Annotated in this window: 18 protein-coding genes and 1 tRNA gene; 10 read left to right on the top strand and 9 right to left on the bottom strand. The window is 43.7% G+C overall.

Features of this window, described 5'->3' with window-relative positions; all coding sequences use genetic code 11:
• Nucleotides 1-3 precede the first annotated feature (3 nt).
• Both AC3IRT_RS00375 and AC3IRT_RS00370 read right to left on the bottom strand, forming a co-directional pair.
• Nucleotides 4-1,299 carry an HAD-IB family phosphatase gene (locus tag AC3IRT_RS00375; protein ID WP_489394579.1) on the bottom strand — a complete coding sequence of 432 codons (1,296 nt, stop codon included), beginning with the start codon at nt 1,297-1,299 and terminating at the stop codon, nt 4-6.
• Nucleotides 1,300-1,311: 12 nt separating this feature from the next.
• Entirely contained in the window at nt 1,312-2,286 is a 975-nt protein-coding gene (locus AC3IRT_RS00370; protein WP_489394578.1) for an NAD-dependent epimerase/dehydratase family protein, read from the bottom strand.
• Between the two features lie 160 nt (nt 2,287-2,446).
• Between AC3IRT_RS00370 and AC3IRT_RS00365 the strand changes: the two genes are divergently transcribed.
• Nucleotides 2,447-3,634 (top strand): formimidoylglutamase, encoded by a 1,188-nt coding sequence (locus tag AC3IRT_RS00365; protein ID WP_489394577.1) that lies wholly within the window; start codon nt 2,447-2,449, stop codon nt 3,632-3,634.
• 289 nt (nt 3,635-3,923) lie between these two features.
• On the opposite strand, the gene ggt is transcribed toward AC3IRT_RS00365, so the two are convergent.
• From ggt to dtd, 3 genes are read right to left on the bottom strand one after another with little or no spacing between them, the layout of a single operon-like run.
• Complete coding sequence (ggt, locus tag AC3IRT_RS00360) at nt 3,924-5,618, bottom strand: gamma-glutamyltransferase (RefSeq protein WP_489394576.1); 1,695 nt, start codon at nt 5,616-5,618, stop codon at nt 3,924-3,926.
• Nucleotides 5,619-5,649: 31 nt separating this feature from the next.
• Nucleotides 5,650-5,976: a nucleotide pyrophosphohydrolase gene (locus AC3IRT_RS00355; protein WP_489394575.1), complete on the bottom strand. Its 327-nt coding sequence runs from the start codon at nt 5,974-5,976 to the stop codon at nt 5,650-5,652.
• Between the two features lie 27 nt (nt 5,977-6,003).
• Nucleotides 6,004-6,462, bottom strand: coding sequence for a D-aminoacyl-tRNA deacylase (dtd, locus tag AC3IRT_RS00350; protein WP_489394574.1), 459 nt, complete (start codon nt 6,460-6,462; stop codon nt 6,004-6,006).
• Between the two features lie 199 nt (nt 6,463-6,661).
• Here dtd and AC3IRT_RS00345 point away from each other — a divergent pair, with 199 nt between their 5' ends.
• The 3 genes from AC3IRT_RS00345 (at nt 6,662) to AC3IRT_RS00335 (ending at nt 9,569) form a co-directional block, all read left to right on the top strand.
• Entirely contained in the window at nt 6,662-6,937 is a 276-nt protein-coding gene (locus AC3IRT_RS00345) for a co-chaperone GroES (protein WP_066756485.1), read from the top strand.
• 42 nt (nt 6,938-6,979) lie between these two features.
• The gene (gene groL, locus AC3IRT_RS00340; protein ID WP_489394573.1) at nt 6,980-8,623 is read left to right on the top strand and encodes a chaperonin GroEL; all 1,644 of its coding nucleotides are present in this window, start codon (nt 6,980-6,982) and stop codon (nt 8,621-8,623) included.
• Between the two features lie 193 nt (nt 8,624-8,816).
• Entirely contained in the window at nt 8,817-9,569 is a 753-nt protein-coding gene (locus AC3IRT_RS00335) for an amidohydrolase family protein (RefSeq protein ID WP_489394572.1), read from the top strand.
• A 99-nt stretch (nt 9,570-9,668) separates the two neighbouring features.
• On the opposite strand, the gene AC3IRT_RS00330 is transcribed toward AC3IRT_RS00335, so the two are convergent.
• The 3 genes from AC3IRT_RS00330 to AC3IRT_RS00320 form a co-directional block, all read right to left on the bottom strand.
• On the bottom strand, nt 9,669-10,235 hold the full coding sequence (locus tag AC3IRT_RS00330; protein ID WP_489394571.1) for a TetR/AcrR family transcriptional regulator: 567 nt from the start codon (nt 10,233-10,235) through the stop codon (nt 9,669-9,671).
• 401 nt (nt 10,236-10,636) lie between these two features.
• Nucleotides 10,637-11,338: a porin family protein gene (locus tag AC3IRT_RS00325; RefSeq protein ID WP_489394570.1), complete on the bottom strand. Its 702-nt coding sequence runs from the start codon at nt 11,336-11,338 to the stop codon at nt 10,637-10,639.
• Between the two features lie 280 nt (nt 11,339-11,618).
• A tRNA-Arg gene (locus AC3IRT_RS00320) sits at nt 11,619-11,690 on the bottom strand.
• 213 nt (nt 11,691-11,903) lie between these two features.
• On the opposite strand from AC3IRT_RS00320, the gene AC3IRT_RS00315 reads away from it, so the two are divergent.
• The 6 genes from AC3IRT_RS00315 (at nt 11,904) to AC3IRT_RS00290 (ending at nt 17,926) form a co-directional block, all read left to right on the top strand.
• Nucleotides 11,904-12,536, top strand: coding sequence for a peroxiredoxin (locus tag AC3IRT_RS00315; protein ID WP_489394569.1), 633 nt, complete (start codon nt 11,904-11,906; stop codon nt 12,534-12,536).
• 113 nt (nt 12,537-12,649) lie between these two features.
• On the top strand, nt 12,650-12,964 hold the full coding sequence (locus tag AC3IRT_RS00310) for a thioredoxin family protein (RefSeq protein ID WP_489394568.1): 315 nt from the start codon (nt 12,650-12,652) through the stop codon (nt 12,962-12,964).
• Nucleotides 12,945-13,202: a DUF6952 family protein gene (locus AC3IRT_RS00305; RefSeq protein ID WP_489394567.1), complete on the top strand. Its 258-nt coding sequence runs from the start codon at nt 12,945-12,947 to the stop codon at nt 13,200-13,202. Before AC3IRT_RS00310 ends, AC3IRT_RS00305 begins: the two co-directional genes overlap by 20 nt.
• Nucleotides 13,203-13,450: 248 nt before the next feature.
• Complete coding sequence (locus AC3IRT_RS00300; RefSeq protein ID WP_489394566.1) at nt 13,451-15,904, top strand: PIG-L family deacetylase; 2,454 nt, start codon at nt 13,451-13,453, stop codon at nt 15,902-15,904.
• A 24-nt stretch (nt 15,905-15,928) separates the two neighbouring features.
• A complete protein-coding gene (locus AC3IRT_RS00295) occupies nt 15,929-16,120 on the top strand; it encodes a hypothetical protein (protein WP_249992726.1) in 192 nt (63 codons plus the stop codon).
• A 105-nt stretch (nt 16,121-16,225) separates the two neighbouring features.
• A complete protein-coding gene (locus AC3IRT_RS00290) occupies nt 16,226-17,926 on the top strand; it encodes a sodium:solute symporter family protein (protein ID WP_489394565.1) in 1,701 nt (566 codons plus the stop codon).
• Nucleotides 17,927-17,943: 17 nt separating this feature from the next.
• Here AC3IRT_RS00290 and AC3IRT_RS00285 read toward each other — a convergent pair whose 3' ends face one another.
• Nucleotides 17,944-18,531 (bottom strand): LOG family protein, encoded by a 588-nt coding sequence (locus AC3IRT_RS00285; RefSeq protein WP_489394564.1) that lies wholly within the window; start codon nt 18,529-18,531, stop codon nt 17,944-17,946.
• Nucleotides 18,532-18,601: the final 70 nt, after the last annotated feature.

Below are 18,601 nucleotides of genomic sequence, written 5' to 3'. Positions count from 1 at the left end.
AGTCTATTTATATAGAATTCTGAATTTGATCGTATTATCGATCTGTTTCAGTTGTTTTAGCATGTCTTTATCGTACTGTGCATCCACATCGGTAATGGCGTAGCCAATTTCATCTTTGGTCATCAAGAACTGCGAGAAAATATTGACTTCATTCTCCGCATATACATTATTAATTTGCGCCATAATGCCCGGTACATTCTTGTGAATGTGTATCAAGCGGTGCGCATGCTTCAACTTTGGTAAAGTCATTGGCGGAAAGTTGCGGCTCATATATGTATCGCCATGGTTGATGAAATCTGCCATACGGCGTGGAATGAACTCGGAATTACGTTTTTTGTGGCGCTTATCATCAAAAATGACGATGCCCTTTTCACAACAAACGGTGCGCGACACATTGCCTTTTACATCGCCTAGATAGCCTAATACTTTGAGCTTATTCGCACGACGAAGCTGATCAGGATCAATCGCTACGTCATTCCCCAGCAATAACATGCCGACGTCCTTTACGTATTTCTCTTCGAAGCTGTCTTTGATACGTACCGAAAAGCCATCATTCTTCAATATCTCGGCCGCCACATTTGGTACATCACCGATAATCAGACATAGAATCCGATTTTTAGGATACGAGATCGCGCGTGGCAAATCATTGACGTACAGAAACTCGTCAAAACTTGGCGTTACATGATCCGCTTTCTCGGTAACAGACTGGCGCGCAATATTTTCCGTAAAAGCATAGAACCGTTCGATCAGCCCGGATTCCTTCAACTGAAAATCGGAATAACCATCGCCAATACCAAATAAGCGGCCTTGTACATTAAGCTCTTTCAGCAATTTTACCTTGCCACCTTCGTCGGATAGCGGATTGGTATCGTCATAACCTATTATGTTACCTTCGGCATCAAACAAGAAGGTGTTGGCATAGATGTTTTCGGTCTTGATGCCGTATGGCGCCACGACGGGCGTGATAAACTCCTTGAATCCACCAGATACAATCCAAGCCGCATCGGCGTTGGCTCTAAAAAAAGCACGATTACGATCAAAGGACTTCGAAACCTTCTTCTTGAGGTGTTTGATCAATTGATCCAGATGGGATCTATTTGCTTTTAGTAAACTAATTCGGCCGGTGAGGCTTTCGCGAAAGGAGATCTTTCCTTCCATCGCCAAATTGGTATAGCGTTCTATTTCGCGATATACGGTTTCTTGTTCCGGACTTCCTTCTAAGGATATTCTGGCGAGTTCGTCCAGCGCTTCTACTTGTGTAAATGTGCTGTCGAAGTCAATGATATAATAATTCTTCACGCTCCGTATGGATTATTTGGCATAATATGCCTGGTATACATTTTTAAGGGTTTCGGCTACTGGCACGAAATCATGCGAAGTAAGACGGATGATCTTGGAATTGTCGTAGCTCATTTTTTCTGAGGCTGCCCTGGCGGCATATTTGGTGAGCGCCGCTGGCTGCCCGAAAAGCGTCGCCTTAACCTTCGCCAATCGCCAAGCAACGGACATCAAGGTTTTGCCCGCTTGTATGCTGGGCGCCGGTCGTCCCATCAAGGCACTGATATCGGTCAGCAAATCACGCGATGAGACATTTTCACTATTCAAAATAAATCGCTCGCCAGAAATTTCGGAATTCATTAGCCAAATCATAATGCTGGCGACATCCGCGACGTCGACGATGCCGACAGAACCGAGGGGATAGATTTTAAGTCCTTTTTTTACTTGGTCGAATAAGGCATTGGCGGCAACTTTGCCTTTGCCCAAGCCTACGCCCATCATGATCGATGGATTGACAATGACCGCATCCAGACCTTCTTCCATCCCGCGCCACACTTCCATCTCCGCATCATGCTTCGCACGAGAATACAAGGCAGTTTTTCGCGTCATTTCCCATTTGGCTTCTTCATTGACCGGCTGACCGTTTTTGTTTGGCCCCAGCGCAGCAATTGAGCTAACATGCACTAAACGTGCCTGATGCGCTACGCACAGATTCACGATATGCTTAGTGCCTTCTCTATTGATTTGGGTGATCTGTATAGCATCTCTGGACTGATTGGAAATCATTGCCGCACAGTGATACACGTACTTAATGTCTGAAAACACTTCCTGCAAGGCGAAATAATCCGTGATATCGGCATCTTCCCATTGTACCAAGGAAGATGCTTTTAGTGCATCTGGTATAATAGATTGTGGCCGCTTCAATGCGATTACGCTATGACCTGCATCAATCAATTTTTTGATCAATACAGATCCCAAAAAACCGGTTCCTCCAGTTACTAAAATCATCTTTTAACTAGGTGTTTGAGATTGCTTTCTTCAAAAGTATAGTAATTATACATACCATGCAAATGCTTATTTGAGGGAGTAAAAGCGAAGGAATAAGTGCATCTTTGTACTAAACAAAAGCTATTTATTCACGGAAAGCCCCTTTAGTCCTATCATACTCATGACTCTAGCAGATTTTTTTCAACCGATTACCTTAACTGAAATTACGTCTACCACGGATTTTCTTAATTCACAACTCGGCAAAACCATCGTACGTTACGAAGACAGCTTCCCTGATTTGGAGGATGCAGATACTAGACCGCATCTCGCTATCGTGGGCGTAGAAGAAGATCGCGCCGCGGTGAACAACCGTGGAACGGCAAAAGCACCAAACGAAGTGCGCAAGCATTTGTACGAATTGTATGAAGGCGATTATACGCTACGAATTGCCGATTTAGGAAATATCAAAGCGGGCTCACGTATACAAGATACGTATGCGGCACTACGCAACGTAGTAGAAGAATTGGTAAAAATGCAGATCGTGCCCGTGATTATTGGTGGCGGACAGGATCTGACGTATGCGCAATATACGGGGTACGAAAATCTAGAGCAAAAAGTAGAGGTGGCGGTTATTGATTCCCGATTTGATCTTGATCAGGAAAGTGATGAGAACACGTCACTCAACTCGACGACTTATCTCAATCACATCATCTTGCACCAGCCAGATTATCTGTTTAGCCTGAGCAATATCGCGTATCAAACTTATTTGGTGAGCAAGGAGTCGATCAACATGTACAACAAGTTGTTTTTCAACACTATGCGCCTTGGCGCAATTACCGGAAAACTAGATCAGTCCGAACCCTTGATCCGCGCAGCGGATATGGTGAGCTTTGATATGGGCGCGATTCGTGCTTCGGAAGCAGGTGGCAATGCGAATGCAACACCGAATGGATTGTATGGAGATGAAGCCTGTCAGTTAGCGCGCTACGCGGGCATGTCCGACAAATGTTCGTCGGTAGGATTTTATGAATTTAATCCAACTTTCGACCCGATGGGACACAGCGCAATGTTGGTAGCACAGATGATTTGGTGTTTTGTAGATGGTTTTTATTCGCGTAAGGGCGATGCGCCGATGTATCCAAAATCCAATTACATCATTTATCGCACCTCCTTGGAAAGCGATGACTACGAACTGGTTTTTGTGAAGAGTAAAAAGTCAGATCGTTGGTGGATGCAGGTACCTTATTTCGGCACCAAATCGGTGAACGAACGGTTTTTCTTGGTTCCATGTCGCTACGAAGATTATCAACTGGCGGTAGACGGCGAAATGCCAGATTTGTGGTGGCGCACTCATCAGAAGTTACAGTAGGTGTTTTTATTCAAACTTTTTCTTGATAAAAAGTCTGGCAAAAATCAAGACTGCGTTCCTTACTGCTATCCTGCCTCAGAAATCCTAAACAAAAATAAACTCGCTTTGCTCAAACAGATTTTTTTTCTTTAAGGATTTACTTTCGGCCGGCTTGACCCAGTCGGAACGCTAGGTCGGTTGAAGCAACCGCTGTTCTTATCCGTTTTTAAATCGAATTATATAAGCCATATTGCGTATTGGAAACCAGAAAGTCTTCTCAATACGCAATACTAAATACTCAAATCTAAAATCAATATCCCCTCGCTACATCATCGCCGCGCGGATCTGCGCCGGTTTGCAGTTTACCATTCGGCAGCACAATAATATTCTCTACACGTCCGATATTTCCGCGTGCGTGGAATTTGTAACCAGCTTGCTCCAAACTTTTGCGCGTATCGGGTTTGATGGCAGTATCTTCTACATCGATCTGATCGGGCAGCCATTGGTGGTGAAACCGCGAAGCGGAAACCGATTCTTGCGCATCCATACCATAATCAATGACATTGGTAATCGTTTGAAATACCGAAGTAATGATTGTAGAACCTCCCGGCGTGCCGACGACCATAAATAGCTTACCCTCTTTCTCGACGATCGTTGGCGTCATCGAACTCAGCATGCGTTTGTTTGGCGCAATAGCATTGGCTTTGCCGCCGACTAAACCATATAAATTAGGCACGCCCGGCTTAACCGAAAAGTCGTCCATTTCATTGTTCAACAAGAAACCAGCGCCGTTCACCCATACGCCAGCACCGTAAGCGCCGTTCAACGTAGTGGTCAACGAAACGGCATTTCCATCTTTATCGACGATACAATAATGGGTGGTTTCTTCCGACTCGTAACCTGCGAATTTGGAAGCCAACACTTCACTACTTGGTGTGGCTTTGGCGAACTTAATTTCTTTCATCCGCGCTTTATTACGGTCGTTGTCCATCAGCTTATTCAACGGCACGCGGTGAAAATCCGGGTCGCCCATGTGCGTTGCACGGTCGGCATAAATCCGACGTTCGGCTTCTACAATCACGCGTACCGCAGAATCACTTTGAAAACCCCAATCTGTCAATGGATACAACTCCACCGATTGCAATAAAGCGATCAGTGCCGCACCGCCACTCGATGGTGGTGGCATAGAGATCACGCGGTGGCCGCGATACACTCCTTCTACCGGTTTGCGCCATACGGCTTCATAATTCTCCAGATCCGCTTTGCTCATAATACCATTGCCGCGCTGCATTTCTTTTACAATATGATCGGCCGTTTCGCCTTTGTAAAAACCATCACGACCCTCATTCGCTACACGCTCCAATGTACTGGCCAACTCCGGTTGCTGAAATACATCGCCTTCTTTCCACACTTCGCTACGAATAATCGCTGCGCCATCGGTGTTGAGTTTTGAAAAAAGCTCCTGATGCTTATTGAATTCCTCGGCTTGCATGCCGGTAATTTTGAAGCCTTCTTTGGCGAGTTTGATGGCTGGTGCAACAAGCGCTTTCCAATCCATCGAGCCATATTTCTCATGTGCGGCGACCATGCCGGCAACGGTGCCCGGTACACCTGCTGCCAGCTGGCCATAAAGACTTAAGTCTGTAATCGCATTACCGTCGGCATCCAAATACATGTCTTTATCGGATTTTTCTGGCGCTTTCTCCCGAAAATCCAAGGCATCTACGCCACCGTCGTGACTTCTATATAGCATAAAACCGCCACCGCCAATGTTTCCCGCATTTGGATATACGACAGCTAAAGCAAATTGTACCGCGATAGCAGCATCGATGGCATTACCGCCATCTTTTAAGATTTGTACGCCCACATCGGACGCCAGCGGGTGCGCTGCTACTACGGCTCCATGTTCGAACTCGTTGCTTTGCGCGGTGTTCTGATTGTTGCTGGAGTTCTGACACGAACTGAACAGCAAGAACGCAATTAATAAATGAGATAGTATTTTCATATATGTTGTTTGCTTGTTAGTATTTGATGATTTATCTGAGCTTCTCATTATTAGCATGCCGATCGGCATCACGGACGGTTTTCTTTTCCAAGTTCTTTTGAAGCGCTTCGGTGAGGTTAATGCCCGTTTGATTGGCCAAACAGATTAATACAAAAAGCACATCAGCCATCTCATCGGCCAGATTCACGTCTTTGTCGGAAGCTTTGAAGGATTGCTCTCCGTATTGGCGCGCCATAATCCGCGCTACTTCGCCCACCTCTTCCATCAACATGGCCGTATTCGTCAATTCATTAAAATAACGAATTCCCGTGGTATTGATCCACTCGTCTACCTTTGTCTGTGCTTGTTCAATCGTCATATTTTTAGTGTTGTGTGTTTCGTCTTCTTAAAAATTCTCTCTGTCTTTGGTATTCATCATGATCGTCACGGGTCCATCATTCTCCAGACTGATCTTCATATCTGCCCCGAAGATTCCGGTTTGTACTGGCTGTCCCAATAGCTCGCTGCACCGTTGAATCATGTCTTCGTACATGGGTTTTGCCCTATCCGGCTTCGCCGCCCGAATAAACGATGGCCGATTGCCTTTCTTGGTTTGCGCATACAAGGTGAACTGCGAAATGAGCAATAAACCGCCGCCCACATCTTCTAAAGAGCGATTCATCAATCCTTGATCATCAGAAAATATGCGCATGCTGCAAATCTTTGCGGACAGCCAAGCGGCATCTTCTTCCTTGTCAGCCTCCTCTACGCCCAGCAAAACTAATAAGCCATGCCTAATGGCTCCAGTCTGCACACCATCGACATGGCAAGCTGCGTGATTGACCCGCTGTATTACTGCTCTCATGGTTTAAAATTAGGCAAATTTGCCGAAATGCCAGAAGCGCATATCCTGACAGCTTGGCACGCAAGTTTTGCAGAAATCTGCCAGTCCGGAGAGCGGTCTATGCAAAAATGTCTCCTAAATATGTAAAAGCTACTTTGGCATAATTGGTGATGCGTGCAATGTATAAACGTAAATAAAACATAAAATAAATAGAATAATTATGGCTTTAAGTATCAAACCTATCGGCGACAGAGTCGTAGTCGAAGCGGCACCTGCAGAAGAAAAAACAGCGTCAGGAATCTATATTCCAGATACAGCGAAAGAAAAACCTTCTCAAGGAACAGTGGTAGCAGTAGGAACTGGTAAACCAGACGAACCATTGACTGTACAAGTAGGCGATAAAGTATTGTATGGTAAATATGCTGGTACGGAGATCACGTACGAAGGCAAGGAGTATTTAATCATGCGTGAGTCTGATATTTACGCGGTACTGTAGGTTTAGTTTTAATAGATTATTAAAGTTCAATAAGAACAAGAAATGGCAAAACAGGTAAAATATAATGTAGAAGCGCGTGAAGCTCTTAAAAAAGGAGTAGATACGTTAGCGAATGCGGTAAAAGTAACTTTAGGACCAAAAGGTCGTAACGTGATTATCGAGAAAAAATTCGGTGCTCCAGCGATCACTAAAGATGGTGTAACGGTAGCAAAAGAGATCGAATTGAAAGACGCTGTGGAAAACATGGGCGCACAAATGGTCAAAGAAGTAGCGTCTAAAACTGCTGATCAAGCGGGTGACGGTACTACTACGGCGACGGTATTGGCGCAAGCGATCGTAGCGCCAGGTATCAAATCGGTAGCTGCTGGTGCAAATCCAATGGATTTGAAACGCGGTATCGACAAAGCGGTATCTGCCGTAGTGACTAACTTGCAATCGCAGTCTCAAGCTGTTGGCCAAGACAACAACAAAATCAAACAAGTGGCGTCTATCTCTGCTAACAACGATGATGTGATCGGTTCTTTGATCGCTCAAGCGATGGAAAAAGTGGGTAACGATGGCGTGATCACGGTAGAAGAAGCAAAAGGTACTGAAACTGAAGTAAAAACAGTAGAGGGTATGCAGTTTGACCGTGGATATTTGTCTCCATATTTCGTGACAAACTCCGAAAAAATGGAAGCAGATTTAGAGAACCCTTACATCTTGATCTACGACAAGAAAATCAGCAACATGAAAGAATTGTTGCCCATCTTGGAAAAGCAAGTACAAACGGGCAAACCATTGTTGATCATCGCAGAAGATTTAGATGGTGAAGCATTGGCTACTTTGGTCGTAAACAAAATCCGTGGTTCACTGAAAGTGGCTGCTGTAAAAGCACCAGGTTTCGGTGACCGTCGTAAAGCGATGTTGGAAGATATCGCGATCTTGACTGGCGGTACGGTTATTTCTGAAGAGAGAGGTTACAAATTGGAGAATGCTGAACTAGATATGCTAGGTCAAGCAGAGAAAGTGGTAATCGACAAAGATAATACGACTGTAATCAACGGATCTGGAAACGGTGAAGAAATCAAAGCGCGTGTTGGTCAAATTCGTTCTCAAATCGAAACGACTACTTCTGACTACGATCGTGAGAAATTGCAAGAGCGTTTAGCGAAGCTTTCTGGTGGTGTAGCGGTTCTTTACGTTGGTGCTACTACCGAAGTGGAGATGAAAGAGAAGAAAGACCGTGTAGACGATGCATTACACGCTACTCGTGCAGCCGTTGAGGAAGGTATCATCGCCGGTGGTGGTGTTGCTTTTATCCGTGCAACAGAGGCCTTGAAAGACTTGAAAGGTGATAACGAAGATGAAAACATCGGTATCGACATCATTCGTCGTGCGATCGAGGAGCCTCTTCGTCAGATCTGTTTCAACGCAGGTATCGAAGGTGCGGTAATCGTACAAAAAGTAAAAGAAGGTTCTGGTGACTTCGGTTACAATGCACGCACAGATGTGTTCGAGAACTTAATCGCAGCTGGAGTTATAGACCCAACTAAAGTATCTCGCGTAGCCTTAGAAAATGCAGCGTCTGTAGCTTCTATGTTGTTGACTACGGAGTGTGTGTTGGCAGATGAGCCAGAAGAAGCCGGCGCAGCTGGCGGCGGTGCACCAGGCGGTATGCCAGGTGGCATGGGCGGCATGATGTAAGACAACAATTAGTTTAATTATAATAGTGCAAAAGCCGGATATCCTGAGGGATATCCGGCTTTTTTGTTGGTGTTAAACGATGCCGTGTAGTGAAACTATTCGGTTCGCTTAAACATTTTCGGATCGTACGCTATCACAAGAAGCAGTTTTACGTGTTATACAATAATTCGATGTAGAATCACTTAAACGTTGTATGATCATAAAATTATTTGACGCCCATTTTCACATTATCAATCCGCAGTTTCCACTGGTAGAGAACAATCGTTATCTTCCTCCAGAATTTACGGCAAGAGCTTATCTTCAAGCAACTGATGCCTATCAACTAACCGGCGGAGCGGTGGTATCTGGTTCTTTTCAAGCTTTCGATCAGGATTATCTAATTGATGCTCTTAAAATCTTAGGAGATGGTTTTGTAGGCGTGGCTAATATCCCGCATACGATATCTGAGCAAGAACTGGCTTTATTAAATAAAGCAAATGTAGTAGCCGTGCGTTTCAATGTAAAACGAGGTGGCTCAGAAAAACTAGAGCATATTGAGCAACTATCCAATAAACTGTACGAGCAGTATGGCTGGCACACGGAACTGTACATTGACAGCAAGGATTTGAAAGAGCTAAAGCCGGTATTGCAAAATATACCAAAATTCTCCATTGACCACCTCGGACTTTCCAAAGATGGGCTAGACAATTTATATTATTGGGTTGAGCAAGGCGTAAAAATAAAGGCAACAGGCTTTGGTCGTATCAACTTCGACCCGATACACGCGATGAAAAAGATTCACCAAATCAATCCAACTGCATTGTTATTTGGTACCGACTTGCCTTCCACACGCGCTAAAGTACCATTCAATGATAAGGATGTGCAATTGATTGCTGACAATTTCTCAACCGATGATCTCGAACAGATCATGTACAAAAATGCAGAAGCTTGGTACAGGAAACTGTAAATGAACCATACGGATTAAAGTGGGTATTGAAGTAAACGTCAATACTAGAAAAGAATAATCAGATAAATATAGAATGATCTATCTATTTCTGTCAAAAATTTAGAGCACCTGTTTCACAAACTTCTTAACTGATTTCAAGTCATTGGTATTTCCGTAGATTCCTGACGAAACTACAGCGCCTTCTACCATTAGAAAGATCGTATTTGCCAATTTGGTTTTGCTGATCACAAGATTTTTAGTTTCTCCGATTTCAGCGAGAATACGTTCCATATACTCCCGTTGCTGTTGTTTATATTTACGGACTAACTGATCCACACGATTGTCCTTACGCCCCAATTCAGCGTTAATCTTAATAAAATGACATCCCAAACAATCGGATTCTTCCAGGAGCTTGATACGATAATCTATCAATTTACGTAGTTTGAGGAGCGGAGTTTTCTCGTCTAGCAGGTACTTGTTCAGGTTCGTGAAATAATCATCCCCCTGTTGTTCTAAGTAAAAATAGAGCAGGTCGTTCTTTGATTTGAAATGTTTGTATAGTGACCCAATAGCAATGTCGGCCTCAGCAATTATTTGGTTGATACCCGTCACATGAAAACCTTGGCGATAAAATAATCTAGATGCGGTATCTACTATCCTTTGTCTTACACTATTGTCTCTATTCATACCTTACATTCATTTACAATAATAACTAAAAAATAGATAGGTCTATATATTTTATGTTTATATTAAATTTCAATACTCCCTGCGGTATACATCTCCCATTTGCTGTTAAACACCAAAGTATCAAAAAGTAGTTTATATATATATCTATCATTTGCACATTGGTTGTAGATAGTAGGTTCTAGCACTGGCGGTTCGGGAACGTACAGCGGATTACCCTTATTACAGGATGCGACTAGGAACAGATAGAAACCATCTGTGATGAACAGTGATTTTAAAAGGAATTGATATTTTTTCATGATCGTAATAATCAGCGTTGACAACGCTTGTCAGATATTTACGGTATTAAAAATATTTAAAACCCGATGTGAAAAGATGCGAATCTTCTCCGAAGGGCAGTGAGGTTATAGCTTATATCCCATGGAAATACCATAAACTATATTTCTGATACTCCCTTTGGGACTGTCGCCACCAATTCTGGGGGCGAGGTTGGCCACTCCAAATTGACCATTGAGCTGCACAGTAATCCTACGCATTATCTCATAACCCACGATGACATTTATACCATAATCCCAAGGCTTTCCATAAAGGTAATTGCCAAATTCTCCATCGGCAACATCGTTTCTGAAGATGACATCACCACGCGGCTCGATCATAATATCACCGATCAGCACTTGAGCTTGATCAGCTTTCCATTTACCCTCGATTGCATATCCAACGTAAGGTCCAGCGCCGAAGATCAGGTTACCTGACCCCAATTGCGGCGAATAAAGTAGGTTTACCGGAATCTCGAGATAGGAAGCTGTGGCTCTAAATTCTCGGTCCAATTCGGCCAGCCATCCACCATCCTGCTTAAAACCCTTGCCAGAGTAAAGTGCTGCCGGTTGGATGGAAATATCTTCCGCAATAGGAATCTCTACTGTCATCCCAATCTGAAATCGCGGTATCATTCCAGTCTCCTGCTTTTTCGCAACTTCATCGACTAAGCGAAGGCCGGCGAGGTTCATCCCGGCTCGGACACCAAACTGAGTTTGACTAGTGGCGTTTTCTACACCAATCAGCATAAAGGCCAATAGCATAGCAACAGAAGTTATCTTTGGACGCATATTCAGAATTTAGGACTGTTAGATTATTGAATAATACGTTTTTATATCAGGAAGTGCTACAGTTGGACACTATTTCTGTTTATAGACAGTTCGTATTAAATGGGAGAAAACTATTAGAGAAACGCAATAAAATCACCTTTATAATAAGCTATCAAGAGATAAAAGAGCGCTCTATTTTTGATAATGGTTAAAATCAACATACTCGCAACACCATAATTAAGCGCATGCAAATCAAGAAAATATAGCAACAATTAAACTTCTCTAACGACTAAGTTGTTTGTAGCCCCGAGCAGAATCGAACTGCTATCTAATGTTTAGGAAACACCTATTCTATCCGTTGAACTACGGGGCCAGTAGGTCTTTACAAAGATTTGAAAAATTAAGTCCATTATCAAATTCAAGCATCATTTAATTCACCCTAAAAACTTCATAGCCATGATCAATAAGCCACAGCCAAATCTATAGATTAAGTTGATATGATATTGATAAATTCGATAGGGTAAACGCGGCATTTATATGTACTTTTGTCCATCGAAATTAATACGAAAAACAAAATATCTTAACTATGAGCTTTACAGGCAAAAACTTCCCCAACATCACCGTAGACGCAATTGATTACATGGGAGATTATATCTCACTAAATATTTTTGAAAAAGCACAACAAGAAAATAAAAAGATTCTTTTGTTCTGGTATCCGAAAGATTTCACTTTTGTATGTCCTACTGAATTGCACGCTTTTCAAGCAGAAGTTGCTGAATTGGAGAAACGTAATACCATCGTGATTGGTGCATCTTGTGACTCTAATGAAGTACACTTTGCTTGGTTGAATACAGCAAAAGAAAATGGTGGTATCGAAGGTGTTGAATATCCTATCATTGCAGATACGAACCGCAACTTGTCTAGTGTATTAGATATTTTGGAAATGAAAGAAGTAGAGCATCCAGAATACGGCACTATGGTAGAAGGTTCGGCAGTGACATACCGCGCCACTTACTTGATCGACGAAACTGGAAAAGTATTCCACGAGTCGGTAAATGATATGCCATTAGGCCGTAACGTAAAAGAATATATTCGTCTGATAGACGCATACACACACGTGCAAAAACATGGTGAAGTATGTCCAGCAAACTGGGAAGAAGGAAAAGAAGCCATGAATGCAACGCGTGATGGCGTAGCTTCTTACTTAGCGAGCAACTAAAAACAAAGCCGACATTCGGCAATTGCGTAAATTTTTGGGGCTGACTAGAAAGCGTTTCTGCTACAGTGACATTTTTAGTCAGCCCTTTTTGTACACCATTAATCGATAATAGCATGTTACAAGAATTGGATAATGATAATCTTCAAGAGATCGTAAATAGTAACGACACCGTATTGGTGCAGTTCTCTGCCTCATGGTGTGGCAACTGCCGCATCATGAAACCGAAGTTCAAAAAGCTTTCCGGTGAAAATGACAACGTAGCTTTTGTGATTGTAGATGCGGAAAAATTTCCAGAATCCAGAAAACTAGCTAACGTAGACAACCTGCCAACTTTCGCTGCATTTAGCAATGGTAAGTTGGTCAATCAGGTACAAACAAACAAAATTGATGGCCTAATAGATTTATTAAATGAAGTTACCAGTAATTAAGCACCTCACCACTTTCATCGCCGAGAATGATGTGGATTTTGTATTAGAGACCATCGAAACCCTAGAATCCTTGACCGAGGTTTCTACGCTCAAAGATGAAGAACTAGACGTGATTGGTGAATTGATTTCCAATATGTATGCCGCTGTTGAGGTTAACAAATTGGTAAAAGAAGGTCAAGCTCCAAAAGATGCCATCAATACCTTTATGCAACGTGTAATGGGTTCCATAGACAGATAGCTACGTTTTCCACAAAAAGCTGTGGAAAACGTAGTTTTTGTGGAAAAGTTTTTTATGACCTTTTGCACCTATATAACATATAATGTCCTACTTTTATAGAAATGAAATTAATGCCTGATAACCATTTCACTTCCGAGCGGAAGAACTATCAGGTTTAGTATCAAGGGTTTTTAAAAAGGATTTTTAATTGTTGGTAAAAGGAATCAAATAGCTATTTGATTCCTTTTATTGTTAATGTACACTCATACATGTTGCGCACACTTACTTTCCTCGTACTATTAATAACGTATACTTCTTCTTTCGGCCAAACGATAATTCCCCAAAATTCTGCTCAGATCAAAGCTGGCCTAGAGAAGCTCCATGTTTTAGGGTCGGTTCTATATTTTGCCGCTCACCCCGATGATGAAAACACCAAACTGATCGCTTGGCTTGCGAATGAAAAAAAATATGAAACGGCTTATTTATCATTAACCAGAGGTGATGGTGGTCAAAATCTGATCGGCACGGAGATGGGCATTGAACTCGGGCTGATCCGCACACAAGAATTATTGGCAGCACGCCGTATCGACGGCGGCAACCAATATTTCAGCTCTGCATATGATTTTGGATTTTCCAAAACCTTTGAAGAAACCTTTGCTTTTTGGAATAAAGAAGAAACTTTGCGCGAAAGCGTATGGCTGATTCGCAAGCTGCGCCCGGATGTGATCATCACGCGATTTCCGCCTGATCCACGCGGTGGCCACGGCCATCATCAGGCGTCCGCCATTCTAGCGCATGAAGCGTTTATGGCAGCAGCAGATCCAAAACGTTTCCCAGAACAGCTTGACGAATTGGACGTGTGGCAAGCCAAACGCTTGCTGTGGAATACGGCCAACTTTGGTGGACAAAATAATACTTCGGACGATCAATTAAAGATTGAAACGGGTGCTTTCAATACATTACTTGGCGCTTCGTACGGCGAAGTATCTGCCATCAGCCGTTCGCAGCACAAAAGCCAAGGCTTTGGCTCGGCATCGTCGCGCGGACAAAGCATCGAGTATTTTGAACATGTGGCTGGCGAGCAAGCAAAGCAAACATTATTTGATGGCGTGATCACAGATTGGTCGCGCGTAGGGAATGCTGGATCGATCGCGCAGCAAATCGCCGATCTGAACAAGAGCTTTGACGTGAACGCTCCACAAAAATCCATATCTGCGTTAATTGCACTGCATAAGAGCGTAAAAAATATAACAGACAAGCATTGGCGCACTGTAAAAACGCAAGAGATCGAGGAACTGATCTTGGCCTGTGCTGGCTTCTATGTCGACAATTACACCTTGAAACCAGTCTGCATTGTGGGCGAGTCAATAGACGTGTTTCAGGAGCTCATTGTACGGAACCCGAATGTCCGAGCCAGCGTCGAGCGTATTGGGGCGCAATCTATCGGCCAAACGTTAAAAAACAACAGCACGTTCCGTCATCAATATCAAATCGCACCGCTGGCGATTACGCAACCATTTTGGCTACGCAAGCCATATACATTGGGCAAATTTGACGTAGAAGAAGTTGATTTCGGCGCAGCCGAAAGTGGCGATCGCCCACAAACGGAGATCATCGTTACTATTGATGGTCTTCCCATCACGATTCATCAGCCGATCACACATCGTTATGTAGATCCGGTACGTGGAGAAATCCACAATCCGCTGCACATCTTGCCGCTAATCACGGCCTCGGCAGTGCAAAGTGCGCTTCTATTGACCGATGCGGAGCAACCGCACAAATTACAGGTCACCTTTACACGGCATGATGATAGCGCTCAAGCAGAGATTACCGTAAACGCACCAGTGGGCATAGCAATATCGCCATCCACAGCCGTTTTAAATTTTGGCACAGCCAAATCCATCACACAGTCTTTTGACGTGAAAGCTGCTGCCGGCAGATCCGCAAAAGCATCCGACGCATCGACCAAAGAAATTAGCTTTAACCTCGGAAAGGATACGATTCGTCAGTACCGATTGATCGAATACAATCACATTCCATCGCAGGCTTGGTTTCCTAAGTTGGCGATCAAAGCAGAAAAGATTGATTTGGATGTATCTGTGAAACGCGTAGCGTATGTAACTGGAGCAGGCGATCGCGTGCCCGAATCACTGCGCGCTGTAGGCATCGTGGTCGATGTAATTCGGCCACAAGAAATCTCGACGGTGAGCGCTGTGCAATACGACGCACTGATCGTTGGCATACGTGCTTATAATGTGCATGCTAATCTCGCTGAATATACGCCGGCATTATTGCGCTATGCAGAGGCGGGCGGCACGGTGCTGGTGCAATATCAAGTTAATTCCGGCGTAGCCGGAAAAGATCTTGGGCCTTATCCTTTTCAGGTGACGCGTGCACGCGTCACGGAGGAAGATGCTGACGTAAAATTTCTTTTACCAAACGATCCTTCTTTGCAAAAACCAAACAGAATTACTGAGGCAGATTTTGCAGACTGGATTCAGGAGCGCGGATTGTATTTTGTGGAAAATACGGATGCCACGTACCGCAAACCGCTTTCCATGCATGATAAAGACGAAGCTGCTCACGACGGTGCTCTGATCATCGCCCGACACGGAAAAGGAAAATTTGTGTACACATCCTTGGCCTTTTTTAGGCAATTACCAGCTGGAGTTCCGGGAGCTTACAGATTATTTGTAAATTTACTGGCGAAAGAAGAAGAATAACAAAATACAACGCATAACAATAACATGGAAAATACTAAAAACGAAAAAACAACTTTGCACAATTCTCTATACCTAATTGGTGCTGTAATGGGTGCCATCATCGCATTTGCTTCATCAGGCGCACCTTTGAGCTTGGTTACAGGTGCAATCGGCGGATTGATTTTCGCTAGCATCTTTGTAAAATTTGTTATCCCGCACAAGCCTAGTGACAGATAAGGGCTTGCCTTCCTTTATTGGTAGCTGGCGACGATTTTATTGGCTAGTTTCCTTGTGGCTCGTAGTCAATATTGCGTTGATGTATTGGTTTACAAAATGTTTTGAATGAGCGCTCTCGATTGGATAGTGCTCATTCTCACGTTGCTGGGTATCGTAACGTATGGAATCTACAAAAGTCGTAATGTACAGAACATTGATGGCTATATGCTGGGCGATCGAGAATTGCCTTGGTACAATGTAGGTTTTTCGGTGATGGCCACACAAGCCAGCGCCATCACCTTCCTTTCGGCTCCGGGCTTAGCTTACAGCTCAGGCATGAGCTTCGTGCAATTTTATTTTGGTCTGCCTCTGGCCATGATTGTGTTATGCGTCACCTTTGTGCCTATCTTCCACCGGCTAAAAGTATATACCGCTTATGAATTCTTAGAAAAACGTTTTGACGTGAATACGCGTGTGCTTACCGCGATCCTATTCCTGATTCAGCGGGGTATCTCCACGGGCATCACGATCTTTGCTCCAGCTCTTATCTTATCGACCATTTTTGAGATTGATCTTACACTCACTACGTTAGGCATCGGTATTATGGTGATTTCGTACACGGTCTATGGTGGTACAAAAGCGGTTTCTTACACACAGCTCTTGCAAATGTCCATTATCTTTGGCGGTTTGCTATTGGCGGGCGTTTTAGTCGTACATTTCTTACCCGAAGAAATTGGTTTTTCGGAAGCGCTACATATTGCCGGGAAATCCGGCAAAACCAATGCAATCGATTTCAGCTTTGATTTGAATAACCAATATACGGTCTGGACCGGATTGATCGGTGGATTTTTCTTGCAACTATCCTACTTCGGCACCGATCAAAGCCAAGTTGGCCGTTATCTCACCGGATCTTCCGTGCGCGAAAGCCGCATGGGCTTGCTGATGAATGGTGTATTGAAAATCCCAATGCAATTCTGCATTCTCTTAATTGGCGTGCTAGTATTTGCCTATTATCAATACAATACTCCACCGCTATTCTTTAACCAATCGGAGGCCAAAAAACTGGAGAACAGTACGTATTCTGCGGAATACAAATCCTTACTCGCGCAACACGAGGAGACCAAAACAGCCAAGGCTGCAGATGTGGAAGGATTGATCCAGGCGATGAAAGCGGGAAATGCGCAAGCAGAAGAGCGATACACAACAGCCTTGGCCGCGCATAATCAATCGACCGATTCACTACGCGCCCAAATGGTCGATTTGATACAACAAAACGATGCTACAGCTGACACCAATGACAACAATTATGTGTTCTTGTCTTTTGTCAAAGCGGTCTTTCCGAAAGGTCTGGTTGGATTACTCATTGCGATTATTTTCTTAGCCTCTATGGGAGCGACAGCAAGCGCCATCAACTCCCTATCGTCTACCACGGTGATCGATATTATTAAGCGCTTCGTTCGTAAAACGGGCGATGATAAAACCTATTTACGTATTTCTCGATTCACCACCTTGTTTTGGGGCATTTTTACGGTAATTATTGCGCTCTACGCTAATCGTGTGGGCAATCTACTAGAAGCGGTAAATATTCTCGGATCCCTTTTTTATGGAACGATTCTCGGTATTTTTCTAGTCGCTTTTTACCTCAAAAAAATAGGTGGAAAAGCCGTTTTCATTGCTGCATTGCTCACCGAAGCCTTGATCATCTACATATGGCAACAAGATGTAATTGCCTTCTTATGGCTCAATTTGATTGGCTGTATCGGCGTGATTCTGATCGCGTATCTGATCCAGATCTTCTTACCAGCACACAAAAGCATAGCACAGTAGCAGGGCTCTAGTTTCCCTTAAATATCTTCCTTATCCAACCATTTCGGCACATTTGGAGCTTCATATTTGTCCATCTTATCTAATAGATCGGCGATATTATCAGATACTAGTAACATATCTCTATTCTCTGATTTAAGCAAGCCGACGTCTACCATCTGATTAATAAATACAATCAGGTGATCGTAAAACCCATTGACGTTCAAGATGCCGACGGGCTTACTGTGTAAACCAAGCTGCGCCCAAGTGATCATCTCGAAAAGTTCTTCTAACGTACCAAATCCACCCGGCAACGCGATGACACCCCCACAGAGCGTGCTCATTTTCATCTTGCGCTCATGCATCGTTTCGACCACGATAAGTTCTGTCACGCCATGATGGCCTACTTCTTTGGCATCAAGAAATTCTGGAATCACTCCGATTACTTTTCCATTGCCCGCCAACGCTGCATCAGCTACAGCGCCCATGAGCCCGACCTTGCCACCGCCATATACCAATGTGATTTCGGCTTGCGCCAAATGCGTACCAACTTGACGCGCGCTCTCCATCCACACGCTATCAAAACCGGGACTTGAAGCACAAAAAATTACGACACTTTCTATATTCATAACTCAAATATATATCTTTTTCGAAAGCCGTAAAAAAGAAATCCTCCCTTTTGCAAAGGAGGATTTCTGG

This window comes from Sphingobacterium sp. KH_072, from assembly GCF_057837975.1.
This window is presented reverse-complemented; position numbering and strand designations above follow the sequence as displayed.

Coding starts and splice junctions, on each gene's coding strand:
- AC3IRT_RS00370 (WP_489394578.1), bottom strand. CDS start 2,286: ATGATTTTAGTAACTGGAGGAACCGGTTTTTTGGGATCTGTATTGATC.
- AC3IRT_RS00365 (WP_489394577.1), top strand. CDS start 2,447: ATGACTCTAGCAGATTTTTTTCAACCGATTACCTTAACTGAAATTACG.
- ggt (WP_489394576.1), bottom strand. CDS start 5,618: ATGAAAATACTATCTCATTTATTAATTGCGTTCTTGCTGTTCAGTTCG.
- AC3IRT_RS00355 (WP_489394575.1), bottom strand. CDS start 5,976: ATGACGATTGAACAAGCACAGACAAAGGTAGACGAGTGGATCAATACC.
- dtd (WP_489394574.1), bottom strand. CDS start 6,462: ATGAGAGCAGTAATACAGCGGGTCAATCACGCAGCTTGCCATGTCGAT.
- AC3IRT_RS00345 (WP_066756485.1), top strand. CDS start 6,662: ATGGCTTTAAGTATCAAACCTATCGGCGACAGAGTCGTAGTCGAAGCG.
- groL (WP_489394573.1), top strand. CDS start 6,980: ATGGCAAAACAGGTAAAATATAATGTAGAAGCGCGTGAAGCTCTTAAA.
- AC3IRT_RS00335 (WP_489394572.1), top strand. CDS start 8,817: ATGATCATAAAATTATTTGACGCCCATTTTCACATTATCAATCCGCAG.
- AC3IRT_RS00330 (WP_489394571.1), bottom strand. CDS start 10,235: ATGAATAGAGACAATAGTGTAAGACAAAGGATAGTAGATACCGCATCT.
- AC3IRT_RS00325 (WP_489394570.1), bottom strand. CDS start 11,338: ATGCGTCCAAAGATAACTTCTGTTGCTATGCTATTGGCCTTTATGCTG.
- AC3IRT_RS00315 (WP_489394569.1), top strand. CDS start 11,904: ATGAGCTTTACAGGCAAAAACTTCCCCAACATCACCGTAGACGCAATT.
- AC3IRT_RS00310 (WP_489394568.1), top strand. CDS start 12,650: ATGTTACAAGAATTGGATAATGATAATCTTCAAGAGATCGTAAATAGT.
- AC3IRT_RS00305 (WP_489394567.1), top strand. CDS start 12,945: ATGAAGTTACCAGTAATTAAGCACCTCACCACTTTCATCGCCGAGAAT.
- AC3IRT_RS00300 (WP_489394566.1), top strand. CDS start 13,451: ATGTTGCGCACACTTACTTTCCTCGTACTATTAATAACGTATACTTCT.
- AC3IRT_RS00295 (WP_249992726.1), top strand. CDS start 15,929: ATGGAAAATACTAAAAACGAAAAAACAACTTTGCACAATTCTCTATAC.
- AC3IRT_RS00290 (WP_489394565.1), top strand. CDS start 16,226: ATGAGCGCTCTCGATTGGATAGTGCTCATTCTCACGTTGCTGGGTATC.
- AC3IRT_RS00285 (WP_489394564.1), bottom strand. CDS start 18,531: ATGAATATAGAAAGTGTCGTAATTTTTTGTGCTTCAAGTCCCGGTTTT.